Source organism: Pseudomonas sp. RHF3.3-3, assembly GCF_048069595.1.
Classification (GTDB): domain Bacteria; phylum Pseudomonadota; class Gammaproteobacteria; order Pseudomonadales; family Pseudomonadaceae; genus Aquipseudomonas; species Aquipseudomonas fuscovaginae_B.
This window is the reverse complement of sequence record NZ_CP182250.1, coordinates 2,746,427-2,770,979: the sequence shown is the minus strand read 5'-3', so window position 1 is coordinate 2,770,979 and position 24,553 is coordinate 2,746,427. Positions and strand designations below refer to the sequence as shown.

Sequence of the window (24,553 nt, the reverse complement as noted above, 5' to 3'; positions counted from 1 at the left end):
TTCCTCAGTGCCGCTGGTTGATCAGGAGATAGAGAAAGAACGGTGTGCCCAGCACCGCGACGAAAATACCCGCGGGCAGGTCCAGGGGCAGAAACAGCGTGCGCCCGACCAGGTCGGCCAGCATCACCAGGTTCGCGCCGACCAGCGCCGACATCAGCGCCTGCCCGGCAAACCCCGGCGCCACCAGGCGCTTGGCGATATGCGGGGCGACCAGCCCGACGAAGGCGATCGCCCCGCCCCAGGCCACGGCCGCACCGGCCAGGGCCACGCTGACCAGCAATAGCCCGGCGCGCAGCCACTGCACCCGGGCGCCGATGCCCCGGGCCAGGTCGTCGTCCAGTTGCTGCACCCGCACCTGCCGGGCCAGCCAGAGCAGCAACGGCAGGATCGCCAGCAGACAGCCGGCCAGGGCCCGCGGCTCCGGCCAACTGGCGCCGTAGACACTGCCCGTCAGCCAGACATAGGCCGACAGGGTGGTGGTCAACGGGCTGAACACCAGCAGGAAGGTGGTCACCGCCGCCAGCAGCGCCGACACGCCGACGCCGATCAGCACCAGGCGCAGCGGCGACGTGCCCTGCTTCCAGGCCAGCAGGTAGATCGCCAGCGCGGCCAGGCCGGCTCCGGCCATCGCCGCCAGCGGCAGGAACTGCGAACCCAGGGCCAGCGAGAAGAACGACAGGTAGCCCACCGCCGCGGCGCTGGCGCCACTGGTGATGCCCAGCAGGTCCGGCGAGGCCAGCGGGTTGCGGATGATGCTCTGCAGGATCAGCCCGGACACCGCCAGCGCCGCCCCCACCAGAGCCGCCAGCACCAGACGGGGCAGGCGCAGTTGCTCGACGATGAAGGTCAGCCCCGGGTCCGCGCCGCCGGCGAGCACGCGCAACACGGTCAGCGGCGACAGGTTGATCTTGCCCAGCGCCAGCGCGCCGAGCATCACCAGCAGGGTCAGCAGCAACGCCAGCACCAAGCGGCCCAGGCTGGAGAGGTCGAGCTGCCGGGAAAAGACCCCGTTACGTACGGTCACAGGCCTAGCCATGACGAGCCCCCCGTCGAGCCAGGACAATGAAGAACGGCGCCCCGAAGAACGCGGTCATCACCCCCACCGGCACCTCCTGCGGCAGGATCACCACCCGCGCCAGGGTATCGGCCAGCAACAGCAGCGTCGCGCCGAGCACCGCGCAGCCCGGCAGCAGCCAGCGATGATCGACGGACAGGCTCTTGCGCACCATGTGCGGCACCAGCAGACCAATGAAACCGATACTGCCGGCCAGTGCCACCGCACTGCCGGCCAGGCCGACGATCAGCACGCTCATCAGCAGGCGGATCGAGCCGGTACGCTGCCCCAGCCCGGTGGCGATCGCCTCGCCGGCGCTCAGCACATTGACCTGGCCGGCCAGCAGCCAGGCGCCGAACAACGCGAACGACACGCCGACCAGCAGCGGTGCGGCCATCTCCAGGTCACGCTCGGAGAGCGAACCGGCGAGCCAGAACAGCACCGTGTCCAGGCCCTCCTCGTTGACCACCAGCAAGGCCTGACTGAAGGCGGAGAACAGCGCGGTTACCGCCGCCCCGGCCAGCACGATACGCAACGGGCTGAGACTGCTCTCGCCCCGGTTGCCGATCAGCCACACCAGTGCGCCGGCCAGCGCCGCGCCGAGAAAGGCGCACCACAGCCATTGCTGCATCGACGACAGGGCCAACAGCGACGAGCCGAGGATGATCGAAAAGGTCGCACCGGCGTTCACCCCGAACAGCCCCGGCGAGGCCAGCGGGTTGCGCGTCAATGCCTGCATCAGCGCGCCGGCCACGGCCAGGCTGGAGCCGACCGCGATCGCCATCAGGGTCCGCGCCAGGCGGGTGCTGACGATCAGTTGCTCGCCGGCGCTGAGGCTGTCGGCCTGCATCAGGCCACTCAACAGCTGTGCCGGAGAGATCCAGGTGGCACCCGCCGCCAGGCTCAACAGGCAGGACAGCAACATCAGCAGCAGCGCCAGGCTCAGTTTCGAACCACGACTCATGAGGAGGCCACCACCCGGGCGATGTCATCGAGCATCTGGTTGGCCCCGAGGATACCGCCGGAAAAACTCCAGGCGATGCTGTCGACCCGCCAGACCTGACCATCGCGCGGAGCGCGCAGGTGCTGCCAGAACGGGTAATGCAGCAGACGCTCATAGTTGTGCTGCACGGTCTGGCTGTCCGTGCGCTGGAAAACGAAAAACAGGTCGGCATCGACCACAGGCAGGCTCTCTTTACTGGTGAGTTTCATATAGGTGCCATGCGCGCCACGGGCCACCGGATTCCAGTCGAAACCCAGCTCGGTGAGCACGGAGCCGGCGAAGCTGCCCGGCAGGTAGCTGCGCACATGGTCTTCGCGCACATCCAGCACCGAGACGGTCAGCGGCCAGCGCCCGGCGAACTTCGCCTGCAACTGCTCGCGCAGGCGGATGACCCGCTGCTGCCACTGTCCGAGCAGGTCGCTGGCCGCCTGCTGACGGTTGAGCGCCACGCCCATCAGCGCCAGGGTCCGCTTGAACTCGAAAACCTCTTCGAGCATCAGCACCCTGCCCATGCGCTCCAGCAACGGCGCGATACGCTGGTGGCGAAACCGCGAGGCGACGATCACGTCCGGCTTGAGCAGGACGATGTCCTCCAGGCTCGGCTGGGTTTCCAGGCCGACATGGGCGACACCGGCCAATGCCGGACGCAGGTAGCGAAACGTCGGTTTCTCGGTAGGCGAGTCGACCACGCCGACCGGCGTCAGCCCCAGGGCCACGGCGCAGTCGGTGGCGCCCTGGAACAGCGTGACCAGCCGCGGCCCCTCGGCCCGGGCCAGGGTCGGCAGGGCCAGCAGGCCGAGGGACAGGCGCAGCACGCTGCGCCTGGAAGGATGCCAGGAACGCTCAGACTTCACGGCGCAACCTGTGGAACGGGTTGACCACCTCGCCCTTGCCGAACGGCATGCTGCCCGGCCCACCGGCGCGGGCGATCATCGGCGTCAGCAGCAGCTTCTGCGGCCAGCGCGGTACCTCGAACAACTGGAGCTGGATCATCGCCCGGGCCTCGTCGTCGAACTCGATGCTCTGCAACAAGCCTTCGAGCACATCGCGCAACACCGTCCACAAGGCCGTCACCGGCACCGCATAGACCTGCGCCAGGGTGTCGATGATCGCCCGCACGTTGACCTGGATACCCAGGGTCTGCAGCCAGAACAGCAGATCCTCGGGACGCTCGTGGTAAAGGGTGTTGGCATGGCCCTTCTTGATCCGGTAGACCGGGTCGGCCATGCCGTTGCGCTCCAGCCACGGCACGAAGATGCGCAGCGAGTCATGATCGCGCAACAGCAGGCCCTGGGCCTGGCCGGCCTTCAACACCAGCACCGCGTTCTGCCCATGGACCTCGCCGAGCATGCCGATGCGCAGCATGCGCAGGTTGATGTCGAAGAAGCTGTGGCTCAGTTCGCGAAACAGGGTCAGCACCGAAGCCTGGTTGCGCGGCAACTGGCGATACTCCAGCCACTCGTCGAAGAAGTGCCGGTCGCTGTCGGGCAGCGGCGTGCCCAGCGCGGCCATCGGCAGCAGGCGGCACTCGGGATCGTCGAGCAATGCCTTCGGATAGCCCCGCACCATCGCCGACAGGTGCCGCGGCGCCTCGTCGAACAAGGTCGCCTCGGGCGGCATGAACGCCCACCACTTGCCCTCGTCGCACAGATGCAGCGAGCGCGCCAGGGTCTCGTCGCGGGTCAGCGCCTGGCGCAGCAGGTTCTCGCTGAGGCCGCCGTTGATCATCTTCACCGCCGGCAGGTAACGCGAGGCACCGAGGGAGTAGATCGCCATCGGCAACTTGAGGTAGTCGGCACTCGCGAAGCACGGGGTCATGGACCGCAGCGACGACGTGGCGAACACCGGCGCGCCCTGGAAGGCCAGGCGGCGGCAGTCACCGCGCGCGAACGCCGAGCCCAGCTGTGCCTCCAGCACATGTTCGAACTGCCAGGGGTGAACCGGCAGGGCGACGTGGCTGCGCTCGATCCCCAGCCCACGCAGTTCCTGTTCCAGCTCGGCCTGCAGGTTCTCCGGCAGCAGGTAGCGCGCCGGGAAGGACTGTTCGAGGTCCCCGACCCCGTCGCCGCATTGCAGCAGGGTCTTGTCCACCGCGACCCAATGCAGGCTCACCGGCTGGGCGAACTCGGCCTGGTAGCGCCGGTACTCGTCCTCGTCCAGGCCCTGCTTGGCCTTCGCCAGCGGGTGGTACGGACGATCGCGCAGCGACGCCCACTGCTCCATGGTGCGAAAGAAGGTCGCGCCATCCTGTGCCATCAGGTCCTGGTGGTCGATGCGGTGTTCCAGCGACAGCGCGGTCTGCCAGACACTGATGCGCAGCACTTCGAGAAACAGCGCCAGGCCCTTTTCATTGTCCTGCAGGCGCGGCGCCAGGCCGCTGAACACCCGCTGCATGAAGTCCTCGGGCGACAGCCGGGCCCAGCTTTCGCCCTGGCGCGCCAGCACCGGCGTACCTGGCACCTTCTCCCATTGCTGGGTGATGCCGGGACGCAGGGCGATGCTGATGAAGCGCTGCTCCGCCGCATCGCAACACCACTCCCAGATACGCTGCTGCGGGCTCGCCTCGGCCAGCAGCGGCGCCTGCGGATGAGCCAGTTGCCAGTGGGCGGTGTCCACCAGGTTCAGCGGTTCGCTGCCAAAGAAGTCTTCCGCCAGCAGGCAGTCGACCAGATCCTGCATCACCAGATCGGCGGCACGTGAAGTGAAGTTCATCGAGTCATTTTCCTTCTGCAGAAAGGGTGGCCAGGCGCGCTTGCAGCGCCCGGAAGGCAATACCGCGCTCATCGCCGAGAACAAAGGCGCGCACGCCCCGTTCCTGCCAGCAGGCGGCATCACCGGGTTGTCGGGGGATGGTGCAATACGGCACGCCCGCGGCCTGCGCGGCCTGCCAGGTGTCGAGCAATGCCTGCTGCACGGCCGGCTGGTCGATCCGCCAGGGCATGCCCAACGATTGCGACAGGTCGGCGGCGCCTTCGAGGATCATGTCCAGGCCCGGTACCGCGGCGATCTCGGCGGCGCGACGAACGCCTTCGGCGCTCTCGATCATCGCCACCAGCATGATCTGCTCATTGGCCTCGCCGACGTACTGCGCCAGGCTGTGCTTGCCGAACGCGCCGGGGCGCCCGGCGTTGAGGCTGCGCCGCCCCAGCGGGTGGTACTTGCAGGCGGCGATGGCCTCGGCCAGTTGCCCGGGGCTTTCGATCATCGGCAGGACGATGCCCTGGGCTCCGCCATCGAGCAGGCGCAGCAGGGTCTTGGGGTTGAGATCGGCGACCCGCACCAGTGGCGTAAGACCATAGGATTCGGCGGTGCGAATCATGTGCTCGACGGTTTCCGGATTGATCAGCACATGTTCCATGTCGATGATCACGAAGTCGAAACCGGCCTCGGCGATCAGCTCGATGGCCGCCGCCGCCGGGATCGAGCTGATCAGGCCGTAGACCGTCTCGCCCGCCTGCAACTTGCGCTTGAGCTGGTTGGTCCTCAGCATGCTTGCGGCCTGTAGGCGTGCAGCGGGTTGGGTACCGAGCGGAAGCGCCGCTCGCCGTCACCGAGCAGCCGGCGCTTGGTCAACTCCTCGACCTCGTAGCTGGGCGCGAATACGTCGAACAGCGCGAAACGCTCACGGTGCTGCGGATGGGCCGCCTGGTAGGCCAGGATCACCTCGGCGGTCATCTGCCAGAACAGCGCTTCGTCCAACTGGTACTGCTGGCGCAGGAAGATCGCCATTTCGGTCAGGCAGATGAAGAAGAAGCAGTCGCAGGAGAAGTCGCGTACCGCCTCGACATCGTCGGTGATGATGAACGAGTTGCGGTTGAGCCTGGCGTGGCTGGCCGGCAGCGGGACCAGGGTCGGGCACAGTTCCGGGCGCGCCAGATGGGCCGGCGAATAGCGGACACCGTCGTGGAAGTCCTTGAGGGCGATACGCTGCGGCCACCCCTGCTTGACGATCAGCACGATGTTCTGGCCGTGGGACTCCATGCCGATGCCCTCGGCGTAGAGCATGTGGATGATCGGCGGCACGGTGACCTGCAGCAGCTGGCGGGTCCAGGCCTGCAGGCCGTACTGGCGGATCCAGGCATCGATGAACGGCGCCTGCGTGCCCTCGCCGTAACGATTCTCCACATGGCTCAGGCCGTTGAACGGCACCGCCTGCTCGTCGGCCCTGAGGTACGGGTGCAGACTCTCGCGCCAGATCGCCCCGAGGGTGCCGTAGGTCTGCGGCGCACGGGACTCGGGCAGGTGGTCGTAGTCGAAGCTGACCCCGGCGACTTCGCCGAGGATGACGAAATCCAGCGCGCGGGCGGTGGCGTCGCTTGCAATCAGCTGCTGCAGCCAGTCGGTGATGATCGGTCCGTTCATCACCGTATGCCGCGCCAGGATGCGGGTACTGGAGGTGTTGGTCATGCTCATCGCCAGCTTGACGTACGGGCGCTCCCTGACGCTGGCATTGGCCAGCGTGCGGATCGACTGCTGGGCCTTGTAGGTATCGTCGGAGGTGCCCAGGTAGATCAGCTCGCCACTGAGCAGTTCCGGGTAGAACGTCGCGACGATGGTGTTCTCCCACTGCCAGGGGTGCACCGGCAGCAACTGGTAATCGTCGATACTGCGCCCCTGCCCGGCCAGGCTGCTGGCCAGCTGTTCCCAGCGCGCGGCACCGAACTCCTGGCGGATAAACGCCGCGAAGTCGAGGTTGCGCGAGTGGTTGACCGCCGCCCGCGAGTTGGCCACCGCCAGCCAGACCACGGCGATCGGCGTGGCGAACTCCGGCCCGTAGCGGAGGTTGTCCGTCAGGGAGAAACCGATGCGCGACTTGTAGCAGGGGTGATAGCTGTGGGCGTCCATGAAATGCTGCTCCAGGGCATCCACGTCCAGTTCATGGGCCGGCACCGCAGCGGCATAGCCCTGGCTGCGGGCCTGCAGGTCCTTGAGCTGGGTCTGCTCCAGTTCGAGGATGAAACGGGCCAGGTGCGGGCTGTCGCGGAACTCGCCGAGCCATTCGGCCAGGGCCTGGTGCAGGTCCGGGGTACTGCGCTGACCGTTGTCGTCGACCCGCTCCAGGCTGCCATGTTCGAGGCGGATCACCGCGAAGCTGTCGCTGAGCAGGCCCTTGCAGTGGTACTGCACTGCGGCCTGTCGGGCATCACGGCCGTGTACGGTGAAACGATGCAGGCCGTCACCCAGCGGTTGCGCCTCATAGGGCAGTACCGCTTCGTACAGCAGGGTCTGCAGCAGTTGCCCGACCACCCGCTGCTGCACGGTGGCCCGGCAGCGCTTGTCGACCGTGGCCAGCCAGGCGGTGCTGGCCGGGTGGCCGAGTGGCGTTTTCAGCCATTGAGCGGTTGCCAATTCGAAAGTCGTCATGTCCGTACCTTGAAAAAGAGTGTCAAAAGAAGAGTCATCGCTGCTCGACGGCGGCGGGCTGGGCCTCGGCCGTTTCGTCGTGCTGCGGAAAACGCCAGGCGCATGGCAGCGCCAGCAGGATCAGGATGCCGGTGGCGATAAACACCTCGCTGATGGCCGCCGGGCTGGCCGCCTGCCCCGCCGGCCCCATGCGCCACTCCAGCCAGAGCGAGGCGATGACGATGGCCAGGGACGCCACCAGACGCCGGGAGATGTTGTTCATCGCCGCCCCCTGGGTCACCATCGGCTCGGGCAAGGCATTGAGCCCGGCGGTGGTCACCGGCATGTAGGACAGGCCCAGGCCGGCGCCGCGGACCATCATCAGGGCGAACACCACGGCGATCGCCGCGTCGGCCTTGAGCAGGCCCAGGGCCAGGGTCGACAGGCCAGTGAGCAGCAGACCGCAGGCCACCACCGTGCGCGGTCCGTGGCGGTCGAGGATGCGTCCGCCCATCTGCCCGAACAGGCTGGCGAACGCCGCCGTGCACAGCAGCGCCAGGCCGGTCCAGATGGCGCTGTAGCCCAGCACCACCTGCACCAGCAACGGCAACAGCACCAGGCATTCGAACATGCCGACCGACTGCACCACGGCAATCACCACGCTCAGGCGATAACCGCGCAGGGCGAAGATCCGCAGGTTCAGCAGCGGCGCCTGGCGGCTCAACTCCACCCGGACAAACGCCACCAGGCACAGCAGACCGGCCAGCAGCATGCCCAGGTCGAGGGGATCGAGCAGCGTGCTGGCGTGGCGCAGGCCGCTGATGGACACCATCAGCAGACCGATACCGGCCGCGATCAGCAGGTAGCCGGCCAGGTCGAACGGCTGCCGCTCGGCGGGCTCCGAATCCGGCAGCACCACCATCCCCAGCACCAGCGCCAGCAGGCCGATCGGCACGTTCATCAAAAACAGCGAGCGCCAGCTGAACCACTCCAGCAGCAGGCTGCCGCACAGCGGCCCGAGTGCCGGGGCGAGCATCACCGCCGCACTCCACAGGCCGGTGACCCGCCCCCGTTCGGGCTTGGCGTAGACCGAGAAGATGATCGCCAGCGACAGCGGAATCATCAGCCCGCTGGCAATGCCCTGCACCACCCGGGCGGTGATCACCAGGCTGATCGAATTGGCCACGGCGCCGAGCAGCGAGGCGCCGACGAACAGTGCCACGCCCCACAGGTACAGGCGCTTGCGCCCCAGACGCTGGCTGAGGAAGCTGGTCAGCGGCATGGTCATGCCCATGCTGGTCATGAACCCGGCGACGATCCAGGTCGCCAGCAACGGGCCGATCCCGAACACGTTCATGAACATCGGCAACGCCGGGTTCAGCGAACTGTTGCTCAGGCTGACCGTCAGCGTCCCCAACAGGACGTTGAACACCACCCAGCGCCGCGGCACGGCGAACCTCACGCCCACTGGCCGTTGCCCCGCAGCAGTTCGCCCTGGCGCACGAAGAGTTGCGGCGGCCTGGGATGACAGAGGAAGTCGGCATGGGAGATGTTGTAGCCGTAGGCCCCGGCCAGCGGCAGTACCAGCAGGTCACCGACTTCGACCCCCTTGAGCGGCCGGGCGCGGCTGAGCACATCCTTGGGCGTGCACAGCTGGCCAACCACCGTGTACAGCCGTTGCGGCGCATGGGCCGACACTGCCGTGCGCGGCAAGTGCAACACCGGATGATCATGGCTCTGCGCCGCCGGCAGGCGGAACTGGTGGGTCCCGCCACGGCAGACCAGGAAGTTCACGCCGTGGCTGCTCTTGCGGTCCAGCACCTCGATCACGTAGTAGCCACAGAAGGCACTGATGAAGCGCCCGGGCTCGAAGCGCAGCACCGGGGCATCGGCCTGCCCGGCGAGCCGGCGCTCCAGGTAGCGGCACAAGCGCTGCCAGTCGAACTGTGGACCGCCCAGGTAGTCGACACCGATACCACCGCCGACGTTGAAATGCGTCAGTTGCTCGGGATAGGCCGCCAGCGCCCGCCACTGCTCCCAGCGTTGCAGGTAGAAATCCAGCAGTTGCTCATGGCGCTCCACCGACAACTGATGGGACATGGCGTGCACATGGAAGCCCTTGAGACTCAGGTGGCTGGCACTGTCGACCCGTTGCACCGCCAGGGCCAGGTCCGCCTCGTCGATGCCGAACGGCGTGGCGGTACCGGCCATCGCCAGCTTGCTCGACAGGGTCGGTGGCAGTTGCGGGTTGACCCGGATGAACACCGGCTGCACCCGTCCGACCTGGTTGGCCAGCCGTTGCAGGCGCTCGATCTCGTTGAGGCTTTCCACATGGATGGCCTCGACCTGATGCTCCAGTGCCGCACGCAGATCGGAGTCGAGCTTGCCCGGGCCGGAAAACACGTAGGGCTTGCGGGTCGGGCAGGCCATCACCCGCTCGATCTCGCCCCCCGAGGAAATCTCGAAACCGCTCACCAGCGGCGCCAGGGCTTCGAGCATCGGCGCCTCGCTGTTGGCCTTGATCGCGTAGTACAGCTCGACGCCGGCCGGCAGCGCCGCCATCACCTGGCGCACATGCCCGACAAGCGCATCGAGGTCGTGGATGAACACCGCCAGCGGATCGCTGCTCATGGCCCGGGCGTCCCGAATCGCGCCCAGAACGGTTTCAGGCAACTCAGCCATAGCGAACCTCCTCGCTCCAGGGTGAATGCAGGTTGACGTAACCCGCCTGACGGTCAGCCGCGGCCGCCAGCCGCACCTTGAGGTTGGTCTTGCAGGCGATCGGTTGGCCGGCGATCAGCGCGTCGAGCTCCGGCGCCGGGCCGACCAGTTCTTCGCGAATGCTGCGCAGTTGCCGTTCCACCTGCCGCCACATCAGCGGGGCCAGGTGTGCCCGCTCCCAGCTCAGGGCGAGCACCGCCTCGGACAGGTTGTTGATCAGCAGGCAATAGCTGATCCGGCTCCAGCCCTGGGCACGGGAATACAGCAATGACTGCCGGACCCGCGGATGCAGGCCGACCTCGATATGGCCCGCACCCAGCTCCTCGGTCAGCTTGACGCCCTCGAAGTCGCGCAGCAGCAGTTGCCGGGGCTGGCCGGCGTCGTGGATCAGCACGGTGTTCTGCAGGTGCGGCTCCATCACCACACCGTGGTTGAAGAACAGCGCCATCACCGGCCTCAGCAGCAGGGCCTGGTAGCGCTCGAACCAGTCCAGCAACTGGCTGTCTTCCAGCGGCTGGTCATGAAAGCCCTGCAGAAAGCCGTGCACCAGCGGCCGCGAATGAATATCGCGGGCGAACAGCGTGCCGGCCATGACACTGCGATCGGCACCGGCCCGCCGACAGAAGTTCTCCCGCAGGATCGCCCCGGTCTGTTCGCGGAACCAGTGGGCATCGGCTTCGTCGGCCTGCTGCGGTGCCCAGCTCACCGAGCCGGGCTCGGCCACGGTCGACAGGCCACCCAGGGTCTGCGGCGTGCTCTGCTGCAGGCGCTGGAACAACTGGTCGATGATCAGCGTGCTTTCCAGTTCGTACCAGGCGTTCTTGCGCACGCAGTTGGTGATGCGCACATTCAGCGAACCCTTGATGAAATAGTCATGCCCTTCGATGTACCAGGTGCGCATCGAGGCGGTCGGGCTGGCCAATGGACCGGTGGTGCCATGGTCGAAGATCTGGCCCTGTTCCAGCAGGCGCCGGACCCGACGGTCCTGCATGAACAGTTGCCCCTGTACCGGGTGCATGCACAGCATGGCGTGGCCTGGCCGGGCCCGGCGCTGGTCGGCGAAACCGGCCAGCACCTGTTCCTCGCTCAAGCCGTTGGCAGTGATCCGCAGGCCCTGCAGCGGTACCTCGAACAGGTGCAGCGCCGTGCGTGCCTGGAACTCCGGGGCATAGGTTTCCTGGGCCAGATGGGCCGGCCACAGGCGCGCCTTGGGGGCGGGATGGTTGGGATGACCGAACCACAGCCCCTGCTCGCTGGCGAGGTAGTCGCGCAGGGGGTCCGGCCGTTGCTCGTCGAGATTGTGCGCGACGATGGCCGCGGTCAGGTGCTGGCTCTGCAGGACCTGATCGAGCAGTTCGTCGTTGCTGGCGTTGGTCATGTGCTCGCAGGCCGCCAGCAGCTGTTCGACGAATTCGGGGAACGCCAGGCAATGCCAGACACCCGGCCCCTTGCGCGCATAGACGTCGGACAGGTAGCGATGGCTGCCCAGGCGGTCGCGGCGATCCACCAGCACGAAGAACTGTTGCTGGTTCGGCAGGCTGATGGTCAGCGGAATGCCCTTCCAGGCCAGCCCCTCCAGGTAACAGCCGGGAGCGATGCCCTCCATCTGCTGCGGCCATTCATAACGCAGGCAGTTCTCGGGTAGCGCGAATTCCTTGATCAGGCAATTGAGCAACGCGCGAGTGCTCGCCAACTCACTCACCATTTTCGAAATAACAGCACGATCGGGATTATTCATGGTCGCTCCACATTGGCCGCAGCCTCACCGGGGACGTGATATCGCAATGACGACACGTGGCATTCATTGCCAGAAAACAGCCAGTTTCTTTCCATAATAAGCAGATAACTCGAAGTGGATATTCGACAAACTCTGCAACTACCTGAAGTTGCCCCTTGATGACCGGAGCCAGGCAACAGCCAAGTTCACCGCATCAATCATCGCGGTGGGTTTTCAGCATTCATCAATATTGGGCAAACAGTGTCGCGAACAACTTCAGCCGCGTACCTGCAACAGGGCGGCCGCCAGGGCCTTTTCAAACCGCTGGATGACCAGTCCGCATTGTTCGTCATCGATGATCAATGGCGGCAACAGGCGAATCACGTTGCCGTGGCGTCCGCCGCGTTCGAGCAGCAGCCCCTGCCGGAAGCAGTGCTGCTGGATCGCCACCGCCAGTTGCGGATCACCGGGGAAGCTGCCGAGACGGTCGGCCGGCTGGCGCTCGTCGACGATCTCGATACCCAGCATCAGGCCCGGCCCGCGGACCTGGCCGATGGCCGGGTGGCGTGCCTGCAGCAACTGCAGTTGCTCCTTGAGCCAGCGGCCGCGGGTTTCGGCCTGGGCCGCGAGGTCCTGCTCCTGCAGTACGCGCAAGGTCGCCAGACCCGTGGCCATGGCCATCTGGTTACCACGGAAGGTACCGGCGTGGTTGCCCGGCGACCAGGCATCGAATTCGCGCCTGAGCCCCAGCACCGCCAGGGGCAGGCCACCGCCGACCGCCTTGGACATGACGATGATGTCCGGCTCGATCCCGGCGTGCTCGAAGGCGAACATCCGGCCGGTACGGGCGAAGCCGGCCTGCACTTCATCGAGGATCAGCAGGATGCCGTGCTGGCGGGTGACCTCGCGGATCCGGCGCAACCAACTGGCCGGCGCGCTGTTGACCCCGCCCTCGCCCTGCACCGCCTCGACGATCACCGCGGCCGGCAGGGACACGCCGCTTTCGACGTCCTCGATGAACTGGCTGAAGTAATAGCCCAGCGCCTCGACTGCGGCCTCGCCACCGATACCCAGCGGGCAGCGGTATTCATGGGGATACGGCAGGAACTGCACCCCCGGCATCAGCGTGGCGATGGCATTTTTCGGCGCGGTGTTGCCGGTCAGCGCCAGGGCGCCATGGGTCATGCCGTGATAGGCGCCGCTGAAGCTGATCACCGTATTGCGCCCGGTGAAGGTCTTGGCCAGCTTGAGTGCCGCCTCCACCGCATCCGCCCCGGACGGACCGCAGAACTGCAGGCAGTAGTCCCGTCCCTGCCCCGGCAGCAGGCCGAGCAGGGTTTCGCTGAAGGCATCCTTGACCGGCGTGGTCAGGTCGAGGGTGTGCATCGGCAGGCCCGAAGACAGGAAACTGTCCAGGGCACCCATGATCGCCGCATGGTTGTGCCCCAGCGCCAGGGTGCCGGCACCGGCCAGGCAGTCGAGGTAAGTATGGCCTTCGACATCCGTCACCCAGACGCCATGGGCCTTGGCAATCGCCAGCGGCAACTTGCGCGGATAACTGCGCACATTGGATTCGAACTTGCCTTGACGAGCCAGATAATCGGCATTGGTTTGCCGCACAGGATTAGAATGCAATAGGCCATCATTCAACATCTGCTCACCCTCCATAATTCCTGAATGAAAATTATTACCAATGACTGACAAGTGCAACTGTTAGTTCCTGAATATTTAAAAATTCATGAAACTTGCGGAAACTTCGCAAAAAACATCAGACAGCCGGATACCCAAGTCTTATAAACTTGTAATACGCAAAGATGCGCGGCGTGCGTTATGCATCTTCAATATAAAAACAACAGGTGCCGTTATATGTTCAAGGCATTATCCAACTTGCATATCGTCAAATGATTCGCTGCTGTTGCCGAACCGCGGAACGCGCAATGATCCTGCGCAGGCGCCGATCCCTGGCGCACCCGCCCCGAGTCAGAAGCCGACGGTGGCCGAGAGCAGATAGGTCCTGGGGGTCGACAGGGTCAGGCCAGGCTCGCTGTCATCCGAGGCACCGGCCGAACTCCAGTAGCGCTTGTCCATCACGTTCTCGACGCTGGCGCGCAAGGTGATGGACTTGTCGTCGATCTTGAAGGCGTAGCGGGCACCGACGTCGAAACGCTCCCAACTGTCGATTTCCTTGCTGTTGGCCTGATCCAGGTACTGCGAACTGGTGTAGATACCACGGCCGGTCAGGGTCAGCCCCTCGACACCGGGGATGTCCCACTCGGCGCCCAGGTTGACGTTGTACTCGGGGGTGGCCGGCGCGCGGTTGCCGTCGAAGGCGCCGTTGGTGGTGTTGTTCAGCTTGCTGTCGATGTACATCACACCACCGAGCAGGCGAAAGCCCTTGAGCGGTTCGCCGAACACGCTCAGTTCCACACCGCGGTTCTGGCGCTTGCCGTTCGGGCCGAAGACCCGCGAAACGGCATTGGTCTCGTAGGCCGGCTGACGGATCTGGAAGGCCGCGGCGGTCAGGGCGACAGGGCCGAAGTCATACTTGGCACCGACCTCGAGCTGTCGGCTGATGAACGGCGGGAAGATCTCGTCCTCGTTGATCGAGGTCGACGGGGCGATCTTGCCCTGGCTCAAGCCCTCCATGTAGTTGGCGTACAGCGACAGCTCGTCGGTGGCCTTGAACAGGATGCCACCCGATGGCGAGACCTTCTCCTCGTCGTAGGAGGTATCGCCCTTGACGCCGTTGGTCCAGTCGTCGACCTTGACCCGCTGCCAGCGGGCGCCGAGGGTCAGCAGCAGGCGGTCATCGAAGAAGCCCAGGGTATCGGACAGTGCCACGCCAGTGAAGCGGTTCTCGGTATAAACCTTGTCGTCGTAGCGGGTGGGCGTCAGGGGGTCCGGTGTCTGCACCGGGTTGTAGAGGTTGCTTCGGCCCGTCGCGTAACGCGCCCCGCCGTTGGTGAAGTCCATGTAGAAGTCACTGGCCGCCAGGTTCAGCTCATGGCTGACGGAGCCGGTGTGGAACCAGCTGCGCACGCCCGCCGTGGCGGTGCGGACATTCTCGTCCCGGGTGAAATCCCGCGGCGAGACCGTAAAATCTCCGGCATTGTTGGTGATCGACACGGCGTGGCGCAGAAAGTCGTGGTTGCTCTTGCGCAGGCCGACACCGCCGTAGACCATCACCGAATCGCTGAGGTCGTACTCGCCGTTCAGCGTGCCGAAGGTGTCCTTGGTGTGCGCCCAGCTCCAGGCCTGCGCATAGTTCCTGTGCACGTCGTTGGGGTTGGGCACCTTGGCGTTGGCGCCAATCTGTACCCGCTCCTGCGGCGCGTCGGTGTCACGTTCGGTATGGCCGATGTCGGTCGACAGGCGCAGGCGCTCGCCGCGAAAATCCAGGCCCAGCACCGCCATCTCGCGATCGACGCTCTGGTGATCCCAGGTGGTGTCGCCGGACTGCTTCACCCCGTTGAAACGGACACCGAACTGGTTCTCGTCACCGAACCGCCGACCGATATCCACGGCACCGCCAGTCTGGCTGTCGGAAGCGTAGCTGCCGGTGAACTCGGTGATCGGCTTGTCGGTGGCCCGCTTGGGCACCACGTTGATGCCACCGCCGACGCTGCCACGCGGCGAGATACCGTTGATCAACTGGGTCGGCCCCTTGAGGATATCCACCCGATCGGCCATTTCCATGTCGATGGTGTAGGTCGGCAGCACGCCATACAGGCCGTTATAGGACACGTCGCTGTTGAACAGGCTGAAACCGCGGATGGTGAACTGCTCGTAGCGCCCGCCGGCCGGGTTGGTGGCGCGAACCGAGGGGTCGCTGGCGATCAGGTCGCCGAGGGTACGGGCCTGCTGGTTCTTGACCGCCTCGCTGGTGTAGGTGGTCATGCTGAACGGTGTTTCCATGAAGTCCCGCGAGCCGAGCATCCCCTGCGAACCACGGCGCGCGACCTGGCCACCGGCATAGGCCTGGCCACCGGCCGCGCCATCGGCACCGAGGATCGAGGTGGTCGGCAACTGTACGCTGCCGCTGCCCTGCGGGGCCGGCACCAGGGTGTAGGCCTGGTTGCCCACCGGCACCAGTTGCAGCCCCGAACCCTGCAGCAGGCGGGCGAAGCCTTCCTCCACCTCGTACTCGCCGGACAGGCCGTTGCTGTTGTGCCCGCTGACCAGCGCCGGGTCGACCGACAGGTTGACCCCCGCCAGCCCGGCGAAACGGGTCAGGGCCGCGCCGAGACTGCCAGCCGGGACTTCATAGCTACGACGGACACCGTTCTCCGCCCAGGCGGGCGCAACCAGCAACGGTGTGGAACTCAGACTCAGCACGAGGCCGAAACGCAACAGGGGACGCAAACGCAAGGGAGGCACTGCGGACATGGGAGAAAGCTCTCATATTTTGTTCACTTACCTGGAATGACCGGCGAGGTGAAAAAAAGGGACAGCCTTCAGGCAATATTTTTTTCCGCGACTTTTTTACGAGGTACCAGGGTGACCCAATAGCGGGTGCGCATGTGCACATCCACCGGCAGGCTGGCGGTCAACAGCTCGAGGATGCGATCGGTGTTGTCGAGGCGGAAACTGCCGGTCAGGCGCAGCGTTTCCAGGGCCGGCTCCCAGCGCAGCAGGCCGCTGCGATAACGCCCCAGTTCACGCAGGAAGTCGCCCAGCGGCTGGTTCTGCGCCATCAGCACGCCGTCGCGCCAGCCCGGCAGTTGCCCGTCGAAGGCGCCCACCGCGCCCGCGCCGGAGGCACGCAGGCTGATTTCCCGGCCCTCGCCCAACGACAGCGCCGGGCCTTGCAACGGCTGCAACTGCACCGAACCGCTGACCACCGACACCCGGCAATCCTCGGCATTGAGGCGCACGCAGACCTCGCTGCGGCTGACGACGATACGCCCGTACGGCGCCTGGATGGTCAGGGCGTTGCCGCCCGGCACCTTGAGGGCCATTTCGCCACGCACCAGGGTCAGCCGCCGGGCCTTCATGTCGACGTTCACCGCGCTGGCGGTGTTCAGTTGCAGGGTGCTGCCGTCGGCCAGCGGTATGCGCTTGCGCTCGCCGGTGGAGGTCTGCAGGTCGGCCCGCCAGACCTCCAGCGGCAGTTGCCGACCGATCAGCCAGGCGGCCGGTACCAGCGCCGCCACGCCGAGGGCACGCTTGAGCACGGCACGTCGCCCCGGATCCGGACGATCCAGGGTGGCCATGGCCAGCGCCGTGGGCAACCCGGAAAAACGCTGGCGCAACAACTGCGCCTTCTGCCAGGCGGACTCGTGGGCACTGCTGCTTTCGCGCCAATGCTGCAGCTTGCGGCGGTCATCCTCGTTGGCCGCACCCGATTCCATCAGCGCCAGCCATTGCCCCGCGGCGCGGGCCACGGCACGGGCCTCGGGCGTAGCATTGGAATACATCAGAGTTCCACCAGCAGGCAGTGTTCGTAGGCCTGGGCCATGTAGCGCTTGACGGTCCGCTCCGAGACCTGCAGGCGCTCGGCGATCTGGCGATAGCCCAACCCTTCGAGCTGGCTCCAGAGAAAGGCGCGGCGTACCACGGCCGGCATGCCATCGAGCAGTTCGTCCAGGGCCTGCAGGGTTTCGAGCCATACCCAGCGCTGCTCCGGCGACGGCACGCACGCCTCGGGCAACTGGGCCAGGGCTTCCAGATAGGCCTGTTCCAGGCTGCGTCGGGTGTAGAAATTGCTCAGCAGGCGCTTGCCGATCGTCAACAGGAACGCCCGCGGCTCACGCAGCTCGACCAGCGGCTGCGCGCTGGACAACACCCGCAGGAAGGTATCCTGGCTCAGGTCGGCGGCATCCCAGGCGTTGCCCATGCGCCGCCGCAGCCAGCCTTCCAGCCAGCTGCCGTGATCGCGGTACAGGGTATGCAGGGTGTGCTCCGTTGGCGTCGTGGCTTCAATCATGGGAGAGAACCTGAGCGTAAGGGTGTTAATGAGACTGATTCTAATTAGTGTTACATCCATAAACCAAGTCTTTTTGTGAAAATGCTTACAATCAGGAGGGCTGGCGTCTGTCGGGCCCGATCTCTTCACCCCTGAACCGGACCGCCGCCGCCCCACGCGCAGGCTGCTACGCTGCTGTCAATCACCACAACAGCTGGAGCCCGACCATGCGCAACCCCATCCCGGACTTCCGCGCGCGTTACCGCGCCGCCGTTCACCCGCGCTACAACCCTTGGCTGCATGGGGGTTTCGTCCTGGCTTACGGGGCGCTCTGCATCGGCCTGTTGTGGCACTCGCTGCACGCGTTGCAGCCAATGGAATGGCTGGCCCTGCCGCTGTCGCTGCTGTTCTTCAACCTGTGTATCTATGTCGTGCACCGCTGGCTGGGGCACCACCGGCAGCCGTTCGCCCGGCTGTTCTATGCCCGCCATACCGGTGACCATCACAGTTTCTTCGGCCCCGGCTACATGACCTGCGACACGGCACGGGATTGGCGGGTGGTGCTGTTTCCCGCCTGGCTGATCGTGCTCCACAGCCTGGTGTTCGCCCTGCCGCTGTGGCTGGCCCTTCTGCCATTGAATGCCAATGTCGCGGCGCTGTTCGCCAGCGGCACCCTGCTCGGCTACCTGGCCTATGAGGTGTTCCACGCCTGCGAACACCTGCCGGCGAAGCATCCGCTGGCGCGCCTGCCGTGGATCCGCCAGATGCGCCGGCTGCATGAGCTGCACCATCGGCGCGAACTGATGCAGGGGCGCAATTTCAATATTGTGCTGCCATTGATGGACTATCTGTTCGGCACCCTGCACTGGGAACCGCTGGAGGACTGACAGGCCTCAGCCACCCGTCCAGACAGCAGGCACATTGATGGCCCCGCGACCGTTCAGCAACAGCCAGAATCACTTTATTTTCAGGCAGTTAGGTTGAGCATAGATGCGAACGGTATGGACCACGCTGATCTCGTTTTCCCTCGCAGGCGTAGCGCTGTGCGCCGATGGCAAGGAACTGAAGCCCAATGATCGCTACATGTGCAGTTGGGGGGCCGGCACCGCGGCGCGGGCGCAGGAACTGAAGCTGTCGGGGGTTTCGCTGTATGCCGCGCGGCAGAAGATCCAGGCCTACAAATTCAGCAAGGGCTGGATGCGCATGATGGCCCTGGGTATCACCGAACAGACCTACGACAGCCCGTCACGGCTCAAACCCGAGGCCATCCGCCGCGGTTTCTACGAGGATTGCGTCAAGTACAAACTGGCACGCCGCTGACTGGGAACGGCCGCTCAGTTGCTCGCCATCCGTTCCACATTGCCCGAGGTCACCAGCGCCTTGAGCGAGGCATCGAACCGTTTCAGGGCATCGACCTGCAGGTCGCGCTGCTGGTTGATCTGTGCGGCGATCTCCGGCGCGGCCTTGCCCTTGACCCACACCGAAGACAGTTGCTTGCCGGTGGAGCCTTCGGCCTGGCCGATGTATTGCAGGTTCGCGTCATAGAACTTGGCGATGAAGCGGGCCTCGAACTGATTGTTGCGCTTGGTGACCAGGCGGCTGTAGGTATCGAGCATCACCACCACGTCAGGGCGGGCCTGCACCACCGCATCGAGGTTGTCGTAAACGGTCACCGAAGCGAATTGCTTCTGCAACGAACCCTTGAGCCAGTCGATCGCCAATTTCGGGTCCGAGCTGTTGACGAAGGCGCTGCTGATGCGCGAATCGAGGGCATCGTTCTTCGCCCCGTTCAGCGCAACGCTGTGGTAGCGCTCCAGGTACTCGAGCGTATTGACGGTGTTTTCGCTGTACAGCACACCGACCGAGCGGGCCTGCTTCAGGCTGAAGCCGCTGTCGGCCACCGGCAGGAAGTGGCAGGCCTGGTCGCCATTGGCGCTCTCGGCGGCCTGGGCGGGAAAGGTGGTGGCGATACCTGTGCTGAGGACGGCGACAAAAGCCAGCAGGGTTGAAATTTTCATCGCTCGGGTTCCTTCAAAAGCAGGTTCGGTATGTCGCTATCTTCCTCTTTCGCTCAAAAAACAGAACTTGCGTTTCTTGATGGTCACTATCAACCGAACGAATGATGGAAGGCAGCAAGCTGCAAGGGCTGACATTTGCGCCGACCTCGCCCCCCTTCCCTGGCAGTAGGCCGTGCTACTGCTTACGCAACTGCCACACACGTGCTGCAGATACAGGCTCTAGCCTAGCAGAGCGCTGGCACCGGTGTAGGGTTTTTCTGACCCTTTGGACAGCCTGCATTCAACATTCGGCAACGGCCAGGCCAGCGCTATAACCCCCTGTGCTATCGAGTCCACGATCCAGCACTTTTGCGTCTGAACAGCGGCTGATCAGGACGCGGCCTCGATCACCCATTTCACCTTTTTCAGCGCTTCACGCAGCACCGTCATGTCCACCGAACCGAGTGCCAGGCGGATCGCATGGGGCACATGGGCCGAAACGGCAAAGGGCTCGGCGGTCGACACCGAGACGTTCAGGTCCAGCAGCGCCTTGGTGATCCGGTCCGCCCGCGCCTCCTCGGCCAGCGGCAGCCAGAGAAAGTAGGAGGCGGGATGGGTGATGCACGGCAACCCCGCCAGCACCTCGGCGACCAGGGCCTGGCGGGCGCGGGCATCGCGGCGTTTTTCGGTTTCCAGGCGGGCGACCGTGCCATCCTCCAGCCAGGCACAGGCCAGGGCCGTCATCACCCCCGGCGTGTTCCAGGTGGTGGCCCTGATCGCCCGCTGCACCAGCGGCACCTGGGGCAACGGCACGGCGACAAAACCGACCCGCAGGCCGGTGGCGACATTCTTCGACAGCCCCGAAACATAAATCGTCCGCTCGGGCGCCAACGCGATCAGCGGTGCCGGTGGATCTTCGGCCAGGAACGCATAGGCACCGTCCTCGATCAGCCAGAGATCGTGCCGCCGGGCCAGGGCCACCAGGTGCTCGCGCTGCTCGAGATCCAGCACCCAGCCCAACGGGTTGTGCAGCGTCGGGATGGTGTAGAGCGCCCGCACGCGGCGTGTTCGACACAGTTGCTCGAGCGCCGCCAGGTCGGGCCCGTTCGGGAGCACGGGAATCGGCAGGATTTCCAGGTGCAGGGCCTCGGCGATCACCTTGAAACCGGAATAGGTCAAGGCATCGGCGGCGATCACGTCGCCAGGTTGCAGCAGCGCCATCATCGTCACCGCCAGGCCATGCTGGGCGCCGCCGACGATGAGCACCTGCTCGGGCGTGACCGTCACGCCACGCACCCGCAGATGGCGGGCCACGCTGTTGCGCTCGTGCTGGCGGCCCGCGTGGGGCTGGTAGCGCAGCAGGGACTCGAGGTCGCCCGACAGCGCCAGTTGGCGCAGGCCGTTGCGCAGCAGCTCCGACTGGCCTGGCAGCGAGGGATAGTTGAAGTTGAGGTCGGCCACGCCCACGGCGATTTCCGGCTGGTCGATGCCCTGCCCCGGCGGCAGGGTGGTTTCCCGGACGAAGGTGCCGCGCCCGGTCTCGCCGCTGACCAGGCCCATGTTCTCCAGCTCGCCATAGACCCGCGTGGCGGTGACCAGCGCCACCCCGTGGGTTTCGGCCAACTGCCGGTGGGTCGGCAGGCGGCTGCCCGGTGACAGCCTGCCCGAGCGGATATCCGCAGCGAGGGTGTCGACCAGCGTCTTGTAGCGCAGACGTGGCATGTGAAAGCGTATCCATGACAATTTTTTGATTGTCATCATGGTCGACCCTAGCATGCCCTTCATGCAACCCCCACGTGAGCCGAGGAGCCTGCTGCCGAATGGAACAGCTATCGAACCTGCAACAATCGACCACCCGCCAGCGCACGCAAGGATGGCTCAACGGCCTGATCGGCGTGGTGATTTTCAGTGGCTCGCTGCCCACCACACGGCTGGCGGTGCTGGAGTTCGACCCGGTGTTTCTCACGGTGGCCCGCGCCAGCATCGCCGGCTTGCTGGCGCTCGCCCTGCTCTGGATCTTCAGGGAACGGCGACCGGCCCGGGGCCAGTGGCTGTCGTTGCTGGTCGTGGCCCAGGGGGTCGTTGTCGGTTTTCCCTTGCTGACGGCACTGGCCCTGCAGCACGTGACCTCGGCGCACTCCATCGTCTTCGTCGGTTTGCTGCCGCTGGCCACGGCGATCTTTGGCGTGCTGCGCGGCGGTGAGCGGCCACGGCCGGCGTTCTGGTGCTTTTCGGTACTGGGCAGTCTGCTGGTGGTCGGTTATGCGCTGGCCCAGGGACTCAGCGCGTCGCCCGTGGGGGATCTGCTGATGCTGGCGGCGATTGTAGTCTGTGGCCTGGGTTATGCCGAAGGGGCCAGGCTGTCGCGCACCCTCGGCGGTTGGCAGGTGATCTGCTGGGCGCTGGTGCTGTCGTTGCCGGTGATGCTGGTATTGAGCGGGGTTTGCGCGCCGCCGAGCTTTTCGGGCATTACGCCGGCGGCCTGGGCCAGCCTGGGGTATGTGTCGCTGTTCAGTATGCTGATCGGGTTCGTGTTCTGGTACCGGGGGCTGGCTCAGGGAGGGATTGCCGCGGTGGGACAGTTGCAGTTGCTGCAGCCCTTCTTCGGCTTGGCGTTGGCGGCAACCTTGTTGCATGAGCGGGTGAGCGTGGGGATGGTGGGGGTGACGGTGGCGGTGATTTTCTGTGTGGCGGGGGCTCGCAGGTTTTCCCGGTAGAGGCTGGGAGAGCTTCTGAAAATCGAAGCGCGTTGCCGGCGTGATCGACGGCGCCGGAGACCGTCATGGAAAAACCCTATAAAACAATAAGAAAAGCCCTCTCTGAGAACGTCCTGAAGCGGGTCGATGAGGGTCTTTCCGGTCGAGATCCGACTCTCTTGATAGACTCTCTGCAACGTCACCACCCGGAGATCACTGTGCTTCGTACGTTTGAACGATGGCTCGACCCCTTCCCGCCCGACGAGGTGCCACCGCCGCCCATGGGCCTGCTGCGGTTCCTCTGGGCCTGCACCCGCGGCGCCCGCGGCTACATCCTCGCACTGGCACTGCTCAGCGCCGGGGTATCGATCTACGAAGCCTGGCTGTTTTCCTTCCTCGGGCAGGTGGTCGACCTGCTTTCCAGCTGGAAGGCCGGCGGCGCCGCCAGCGGCGAGGAAAGCCGCGTGCTGTGGGGCATCGGCATCGTGCTGCTGACCAGCATCGGCCTGGTGGCACTGCGCACCATGGTCCAGCACCAGGTCCTGGCGATCAACCTGCCGCTGCGGCTGCGCTGGGACTTCCACCGCCTGATGCTGCGGCAAAGCCTCTCGTTCTTTTCCGACGAGTTCTCCGGCCGGGTCACCACCAAGGTGATGCAGACGGCGCTGGCGGTGCGCGAAGTGCTGTTCACCGTCATCGAGATCCTCCCCGGTATCGGCGTGTACTTCATTGCGATCATCGCGCTGGCCGGCGGCTTCGCCCTGAAGCTGATGCTGCCGTTCGTGGCCTGGGTCGCCCTATTCGGGCTGGCCATGCTGTACTTCGTGCCGCGCCTGGGACAAGTCGGCCAGGAACAGGCCCATGCGCGCTCGTCCATGACCGGGCGGGTCTCGGACGCCTACACCAATATCACCACCGTGAAGCTGTTCTCGCATTCCCGGCGCGAGGCACAGTTCGCCCGTGCGGCGATGGAAGACTTCAAGGACACCGGCTTTCGCCAGATGCGCCTGGTCAGCCAGTTCGAGATCGTCAACCAGGCGCTGGTGGTCGGCCTGATCCTGGGGGCCGGCGGTTATGCCCTGTGGCTATGGCACCAGGGTGGGATCGGTACCGGTGCGGTCGCGGCGATCACTGCCATGGCCTTGCGGATCAACGGCATGTCGCACTGGATCATGTGGCAGATGACTTCACTGTTCGAAAACATCGGCACCGTGCAGGATGGCATGGCCACCCTGACCCGCGGCCCCAAGGTGCAGGATGCGCCGAACGCCGGCGAACTGGTGACCTCGGGCGGCGCGGTGAGCTTCGATAACGTGAGCTTCAACTACAACGGTGAGCGCCAGGTGCTCGATGGCCTGAGCCTGCAGATCCGCGCGGGCGAGAAGATCGGCCTGGTGGGGCGTTCCGGCGCCGGCAAGTCCACGCTGATCAATCTGCTGCTGCGCTTCTACGACGTGGACCGCGGCGAGATCCGTATCGATGGGCAGAATATCGCCCAGGTCACCCAGGACAGCCTGCGCAGCGCCATCGGCATGGTCACCCAGGACACGTCCCTGCTGCACCGCTCCATCCGCGACAACATCGCCTACGGCCGCCCCGACGCGAGCGAGGCACAGATTCGGGCCGCCGCGGCGAACGCCCAGGCCGACGGGTTCATCAGCCAACTGAGCGACCGACAGGGCCATACCGGCTACGACACCCTGGTCGGTGAGCGCGGCATCAAGCTGTCGGGCGGGCAGCGCCAGCGCATCGCCATTGCCCGGGTGATGCTCAAGAACGCGCCGATCCTGCTGCTCGACGAGGCCACCAGCGCGCTGGATTCGGAGGTGGAAGTCGCCATCCAGGAAAGTCTCGACGAAATGATGGAGGGCAAGACCGTCATCGCCATCGCCCACCGGCTGTCCACCATCGCGGCCATGGACCGGCTCATCGTCATGGATGACGGGCGCATCATCGAACAGGGCACCCACAGCGAACTGCTGGAGAAGAACGGCACCTACGCCCGGCTCTGGCAGCACCAGAGTGGTGGATTCCTGGGCGAGGACCTGGGCGTGGTGGAAGCAGTGGAGTAGCGAGAGCCCTGCGCGGCGGTTGAGGTGAAAAGGCCCCGGGGAGCC

Annotated in this window: 18 protein-coding genes and 1 pseudogene; 4 read left to right on the top strand and 15 right to left on the bottom strand. The window is 65.5% G+C overall.

Annotated features, from left to right (window positions below; translation table 11 throughout):
* Positions 1–4: 4 nt before the first annotated feature.
* The 13 genes from ACMGT0_RS12750 to ACMGT0_RS12690 all read right to left on the bottom strand — a co-directional run bounded on the left by ACMGT0_RS12750 (position 5) and on the right by ACMGT0_RS12690 (position 17,764).
* The gene (locus tag ACMGT0_RS12750; RefSeq protein WP_054062677.1) at positions 5–1,036 is read right to left on the bottom strand and encodes a FecCD family ABC transporter permease; all 1,032 of its coding nucleotides are present in this window, start codon (positions 1,034–1,036) and stop codon (positions 5–7) included.
* Positions 1,029–2,018, bottom strand: coding sequence for a FecCD family ABC transporter permease (locus ACMGT0_RS12745; protein WP_416772864.1), 990 nt, complete (start codon positions 2,016–2,018; stop codon positions 1,029–1,031). The genes ACMGT0_RS12750 and ACMGT0_RS12745 overlap by 8 nt, the downstream gene beginning before the upstream one ends.
* Positions 2,015–2,911, bottom strand: a complete 897-nt coding sequence (locus ACMGT0_RS12740) for an ABC transporter substrate-binding protein (protein ID WP_054062679.1) — start codon at positions 2,909–2,911, stop codon at positions 2,015–2,017. Before ACMGT0_RS12740 ends, ACMGT0_RS12745 begins: the two co-directional genes overlap by 4 nt.
* A complete protein-coding gene (locus ACMGT0_RS12735) occupies positions 2,901–4,769 on the bottom strand; it encodes an IucA/IucC family protein (protein ID WP_416772863.1) in 1,869 nt (622 codons plus the stop codon). The genes ACMGT0_RS12740 and ACMGT0_RS12735 overlap by 11 nt, the downstream gene beginning before the upstream one ends.
* 4 nt (positions 4,770–4,773) lie before the next feature.
* Positions 4,774–5,547, bottom strand: coding sequence for an HpcH/HpaI aldolase family protein (locus tag ACMGT0_RS12730; RefSeq protein WP_416772862.1), 774 nt, complete (start codon positions 5,545–5,547; stop codon positions 4,774–4,776).
* The gene (locus ACMGT0_RS12725) at positions 5,541–7,421 is read right to left on the bottom strand and encodes an IucA/IucC family protein (RefSeq protein WP_416772861.1); all 1,881 of its coding nucleotides are present in this window, start codon (positions 7,419–7,421) and stop codon (positions 5,541–5,543) included. Before ACMGT0_RS12725 ends, ACMGT0_RS12730 begins: the two co-directional genes overlap by 7 nt.
* 34 nt (positions 7,422–7,455) lie before the next feature.
* On the bottom strand, positions 7,456–8,862 hold the full coding sequence (locus tag ACMGT0_RS12720) for a DHA2 family efflux MFS transporter permease subunit (protein ID WP_416772860.1): 1,407 nt from the start codon (positions 8,860–8,862) through the stop codon (positions 7,456–7,458).
* The gene (locus tag ACMGT0_RS12715) at positions 8,859–10,082 is read right to left on the bottom strand and encodes a type III PLP-dependent enzyme (protein ID WP_273825620.1); all 1,224 of its coding nucleotides are present in this window, start codon (positions 10,080–10,082) and stop codon (positions 8,859–8,861) included. The genes ACMGT0_RS12720 and ACMGT0_RS12715 overlap by 4 nt, the downstream gene beginning before the upstream one ends.
* Positions 10,075–11,859: an IucA/IucC family protein gene (locus ACMGT0_RS12710; RefSeq protein ID WP_416772859.1), complete on the bottom strand. Its 1,785-nt coding sequence runs from the start codon at positions 11,857–11,859 to the stop codon at positions 10,075–10,077. The genes ACMGT0_RS12715 and ACMGT0_RS12710 overlap by 8 nt, the downstream gene beginning before the upstream one ends.
* Positions 11,860–12,114: 255 nt before the next feature.
* Positions 12,115–13,491, bottom strand: coding sequence for a diaminobutyrate--2-oxoglutarate transaminase (locus ACMGT0_RS12705; RefSeq protein ID WP_054061085.1), 1,377 nt, complete (start codon positions 13,489–13,491; stop codon positions 12,115–12,117).
* Positions 13,492–13,818: 327 nt separating this feature from the next.
* Positions 13,819–16,224, bottom strand: coding sequence for a TonB-dependent siderophore receptor (locus ACMGT0_RS12700; protein ID WP_416772858.1), 2,406 nt, complete (start codon positions 16,222–16,224; stop codon positions 13,819–13,821).
* 68 nt (positions 16,225–16,292) lie between these two features.
* On the bottom strand, positions 16,293–17,255 hold the full coding sequence (locus ACMGT0_RS12695; RefSeq protein ID WP_416772857.1) for a FecR domain-containing protein: 963 nt from the start codon (positions 17,253–17,255) through the stop codon (positions 16,293–16,295).
* Positions 17,255–17,764, bottom strand: a complete 510-nt coding sequence (locus ACMGT0_RS12690) for a sigma-70 family RNA polymerase sigma factor (RefSeq protein WP_054057388.1) — start codon at positions 17,762–17,764, stop codon at positions 17,255–17,257. The genes ACMGT0_RS12695 and ACMGT0_RS12690 overlap by 1 nt, the downstream gene beginning before the upstream one ends.
* Positions 17,765–17,970: 206 nt before the next feature.
* Between ACMGT0_RS12690 and ACMGT0_RS12685 the strand changes: the two are divergent.
* Positions 17,971–18,618 (top strand): annotated as a pseudogene (locus ACMGT0_RS12685) (sterol desaturase family protein); the annotation flags it as partial.
* 115 nt (positions 18,619–18,733) lie between these two features.
* A complete protein-coding gene (locus ACMGT0_RS12680; protein ID WP_054057386.1) occupies positions 18,734–19,063 on the top strand; it encodes a hypothetical protein in 330 nt (109 codons plus the stop codon).
* A gap of 14 nt (positions 19,064–19,077) precedes the next feature.
* Here ACMGT0_RS12680 and ACMGT0_RS12675 read toward each other — a convergent pair whose 3' ends face one another.
* A complete protein-coding gene (locus tag ACMGT0_RS12675; RefSeq protein WP_054062732.1) occupies positions 19,078–19,761 on the bottom strand; it encodes a hypothetical protein in 684 nt (227 codons plus the stop codon).
* Between the two features lie 369 nt (positions 19,762–20,130).
* Positions 20,131–21,462 (bottom strand): PLP-dependent aminotransferase family protein, encoded by a 1,332-nt coding sequence (locus ACMGT0_RS12670; protein ID WP_416772854.1) that lies wholly within the window; start codon positions 21,460–21,462, stop codon positions 20,131–20,133.
* Positions 21,463–21,560: 98 nt separating this feature from the next.
* Between ACMGT0_RS12670 and ACMGT0_RS12665 the strand changes: the two genes are divergently transcribed.
* Both ACMGT0_RS12665 and ACMGT0_RS12660 read left to right on the top strand, forming a co-directional pair.
* On the top strand, positions 21,561–22,457 hold the full coding sequence (locus ACMGT0_RS12665) for a DMT family transporter (protein ID WP_416772852.1): 897 nt from the start codon (positions 21,561–21,563) through the stop codon (positions 22,455–22,457).
* Positions 22,458–22,654: 197 nt separating this feature from the next.
* Entirely contained in the window at positions 22,655–24,508 is a 1,854-nt protein-coding gene (locus ACMGT0_RS12660) for an ABC transporter ATP-binding protein (protein ID WP_416772850.1), read from the top strand.
* Positions 24,509–24,553 lie beyond the last annotated feature (45 nt).

What these genes read in the sequence shown, in the direction of transcription:
- ACMGT0_RS12750 (WP_054062677.1), bottom strand. Translation starts at nt 1,036, where the DNA reads ATGGCTAGGCCTGTGACCGTACGTAACGGGGTCTTTTCCCGGCAGCTC.
- ACMGT0_RS12745 (WP_416772864.1), bottom strand. Translation starts at nt 2,018, where the DNA reads ATGAGTCGTGGTTCGAAACTGAGCCTGGCGCTGCTGCTGATGTTGCTG.
- ACMGT0_RS12735 (WP_416772863.1), bottom strand. Translation starts at nt 4,769, where the DNA reads ATGAACTTCACTTCACGTGCCGCCGATCTGGTGATGCAGGATCTGGTC.
- ACMGT0_RS12730 (WP_416772862.1), bottom strand. Translation starts at nt 5,547, where the DNA reads ATGCTGAGGACCAACCAGCTCAAGCGCAAGTTGCAGGCGGGCGAGACG.
- ACMGT0_RS12725 (WP_416772861.1), bottom strand. Translation starts at nt 7,421, where the DNA reads ATGACGACTTTCGAATTGGCAACCGCTCAATGGCTGAAAACGCCACTC.
- ACMGT0_RS12715 (WP_273825620.1), bottom strand. Translation starts at nt 10,082, where the DNA reads ATGGCTGAGTTGCCTGAAACCGTTCTGGGCGCGATTCGGGACGCCCGG.
- ACMGT0_RS12710 (WP_416772859.1), bottom strand. Translation starts at nt 11,859, where the DNA reads ATGAATAATCCCGATCGTGCTGTTATTTCGAAAATGGTGAGTGAGTTG.
- ACMGT0_RS12705 (WP_054061085.1), bottom strand. Translation starts at nt 13,491, where the DNA reads ATGTTGAATGATGGCCTATTGCATTCTAATCCTGTGCGGCAAACCAAT.
- ACMGT0_RS12700 (WP_416772858.1), bottom strand. Translation starts at nt 16,224, where the DNA reads ATGTCCGCAGTGCCTCCCTTGCGTTTGCGTCCCCTGTTGCGTTTCGGC.
- ACMGT0_RS12695 (WP_416772857.1), bottom strand. Translation starts at nt 17,255, where the DNA reads ATGTATTCCAATGCTACGCCCGAGGCCCGTGCCGTGGCCCGCGCCGCG.
- ACMGT0_RS12690 (WP_054057388.1), bottom strand. Translation starts at nt 17,764, where the DNA reads ATGATTGAAGCCACGACGCCAACGGAGCACACCCTGCATACCCTGTAC.
- ACMGT0_RS12680 (WP_054057386.1), top strand. Translation starts at nt 18,734, where the DNA reads ATGCGAACGGTATGGACCACGCTGATCTCGTTTTCCCTCGCAGGCGTA.
- ACMGT0_RS12675 (WP_054062732.1), bottom strand. Translation starts at nt 19,761, where the DNA reads ATGAAAATTTCAACCCTGCTGGCTTTTGTCGCCGTCCTCAGCACAGGT.
- ACMGT0_RS12670 (WP_416772854.1), bottom strand. Translation starts at nt 21,462, where the DNA reads ATGCCACGTCTGCGCTACAAGACGCTGGTCGACACCCTCGCTGCGGAT.
- ACMGT0_RS12665 (WP_416772852.1), top strand. Translation starts at nt 21,561, where the DNA reads ATGGAACAGCTATCGAACCTGCAACAATCGACCACCCGCCAGCGCACG.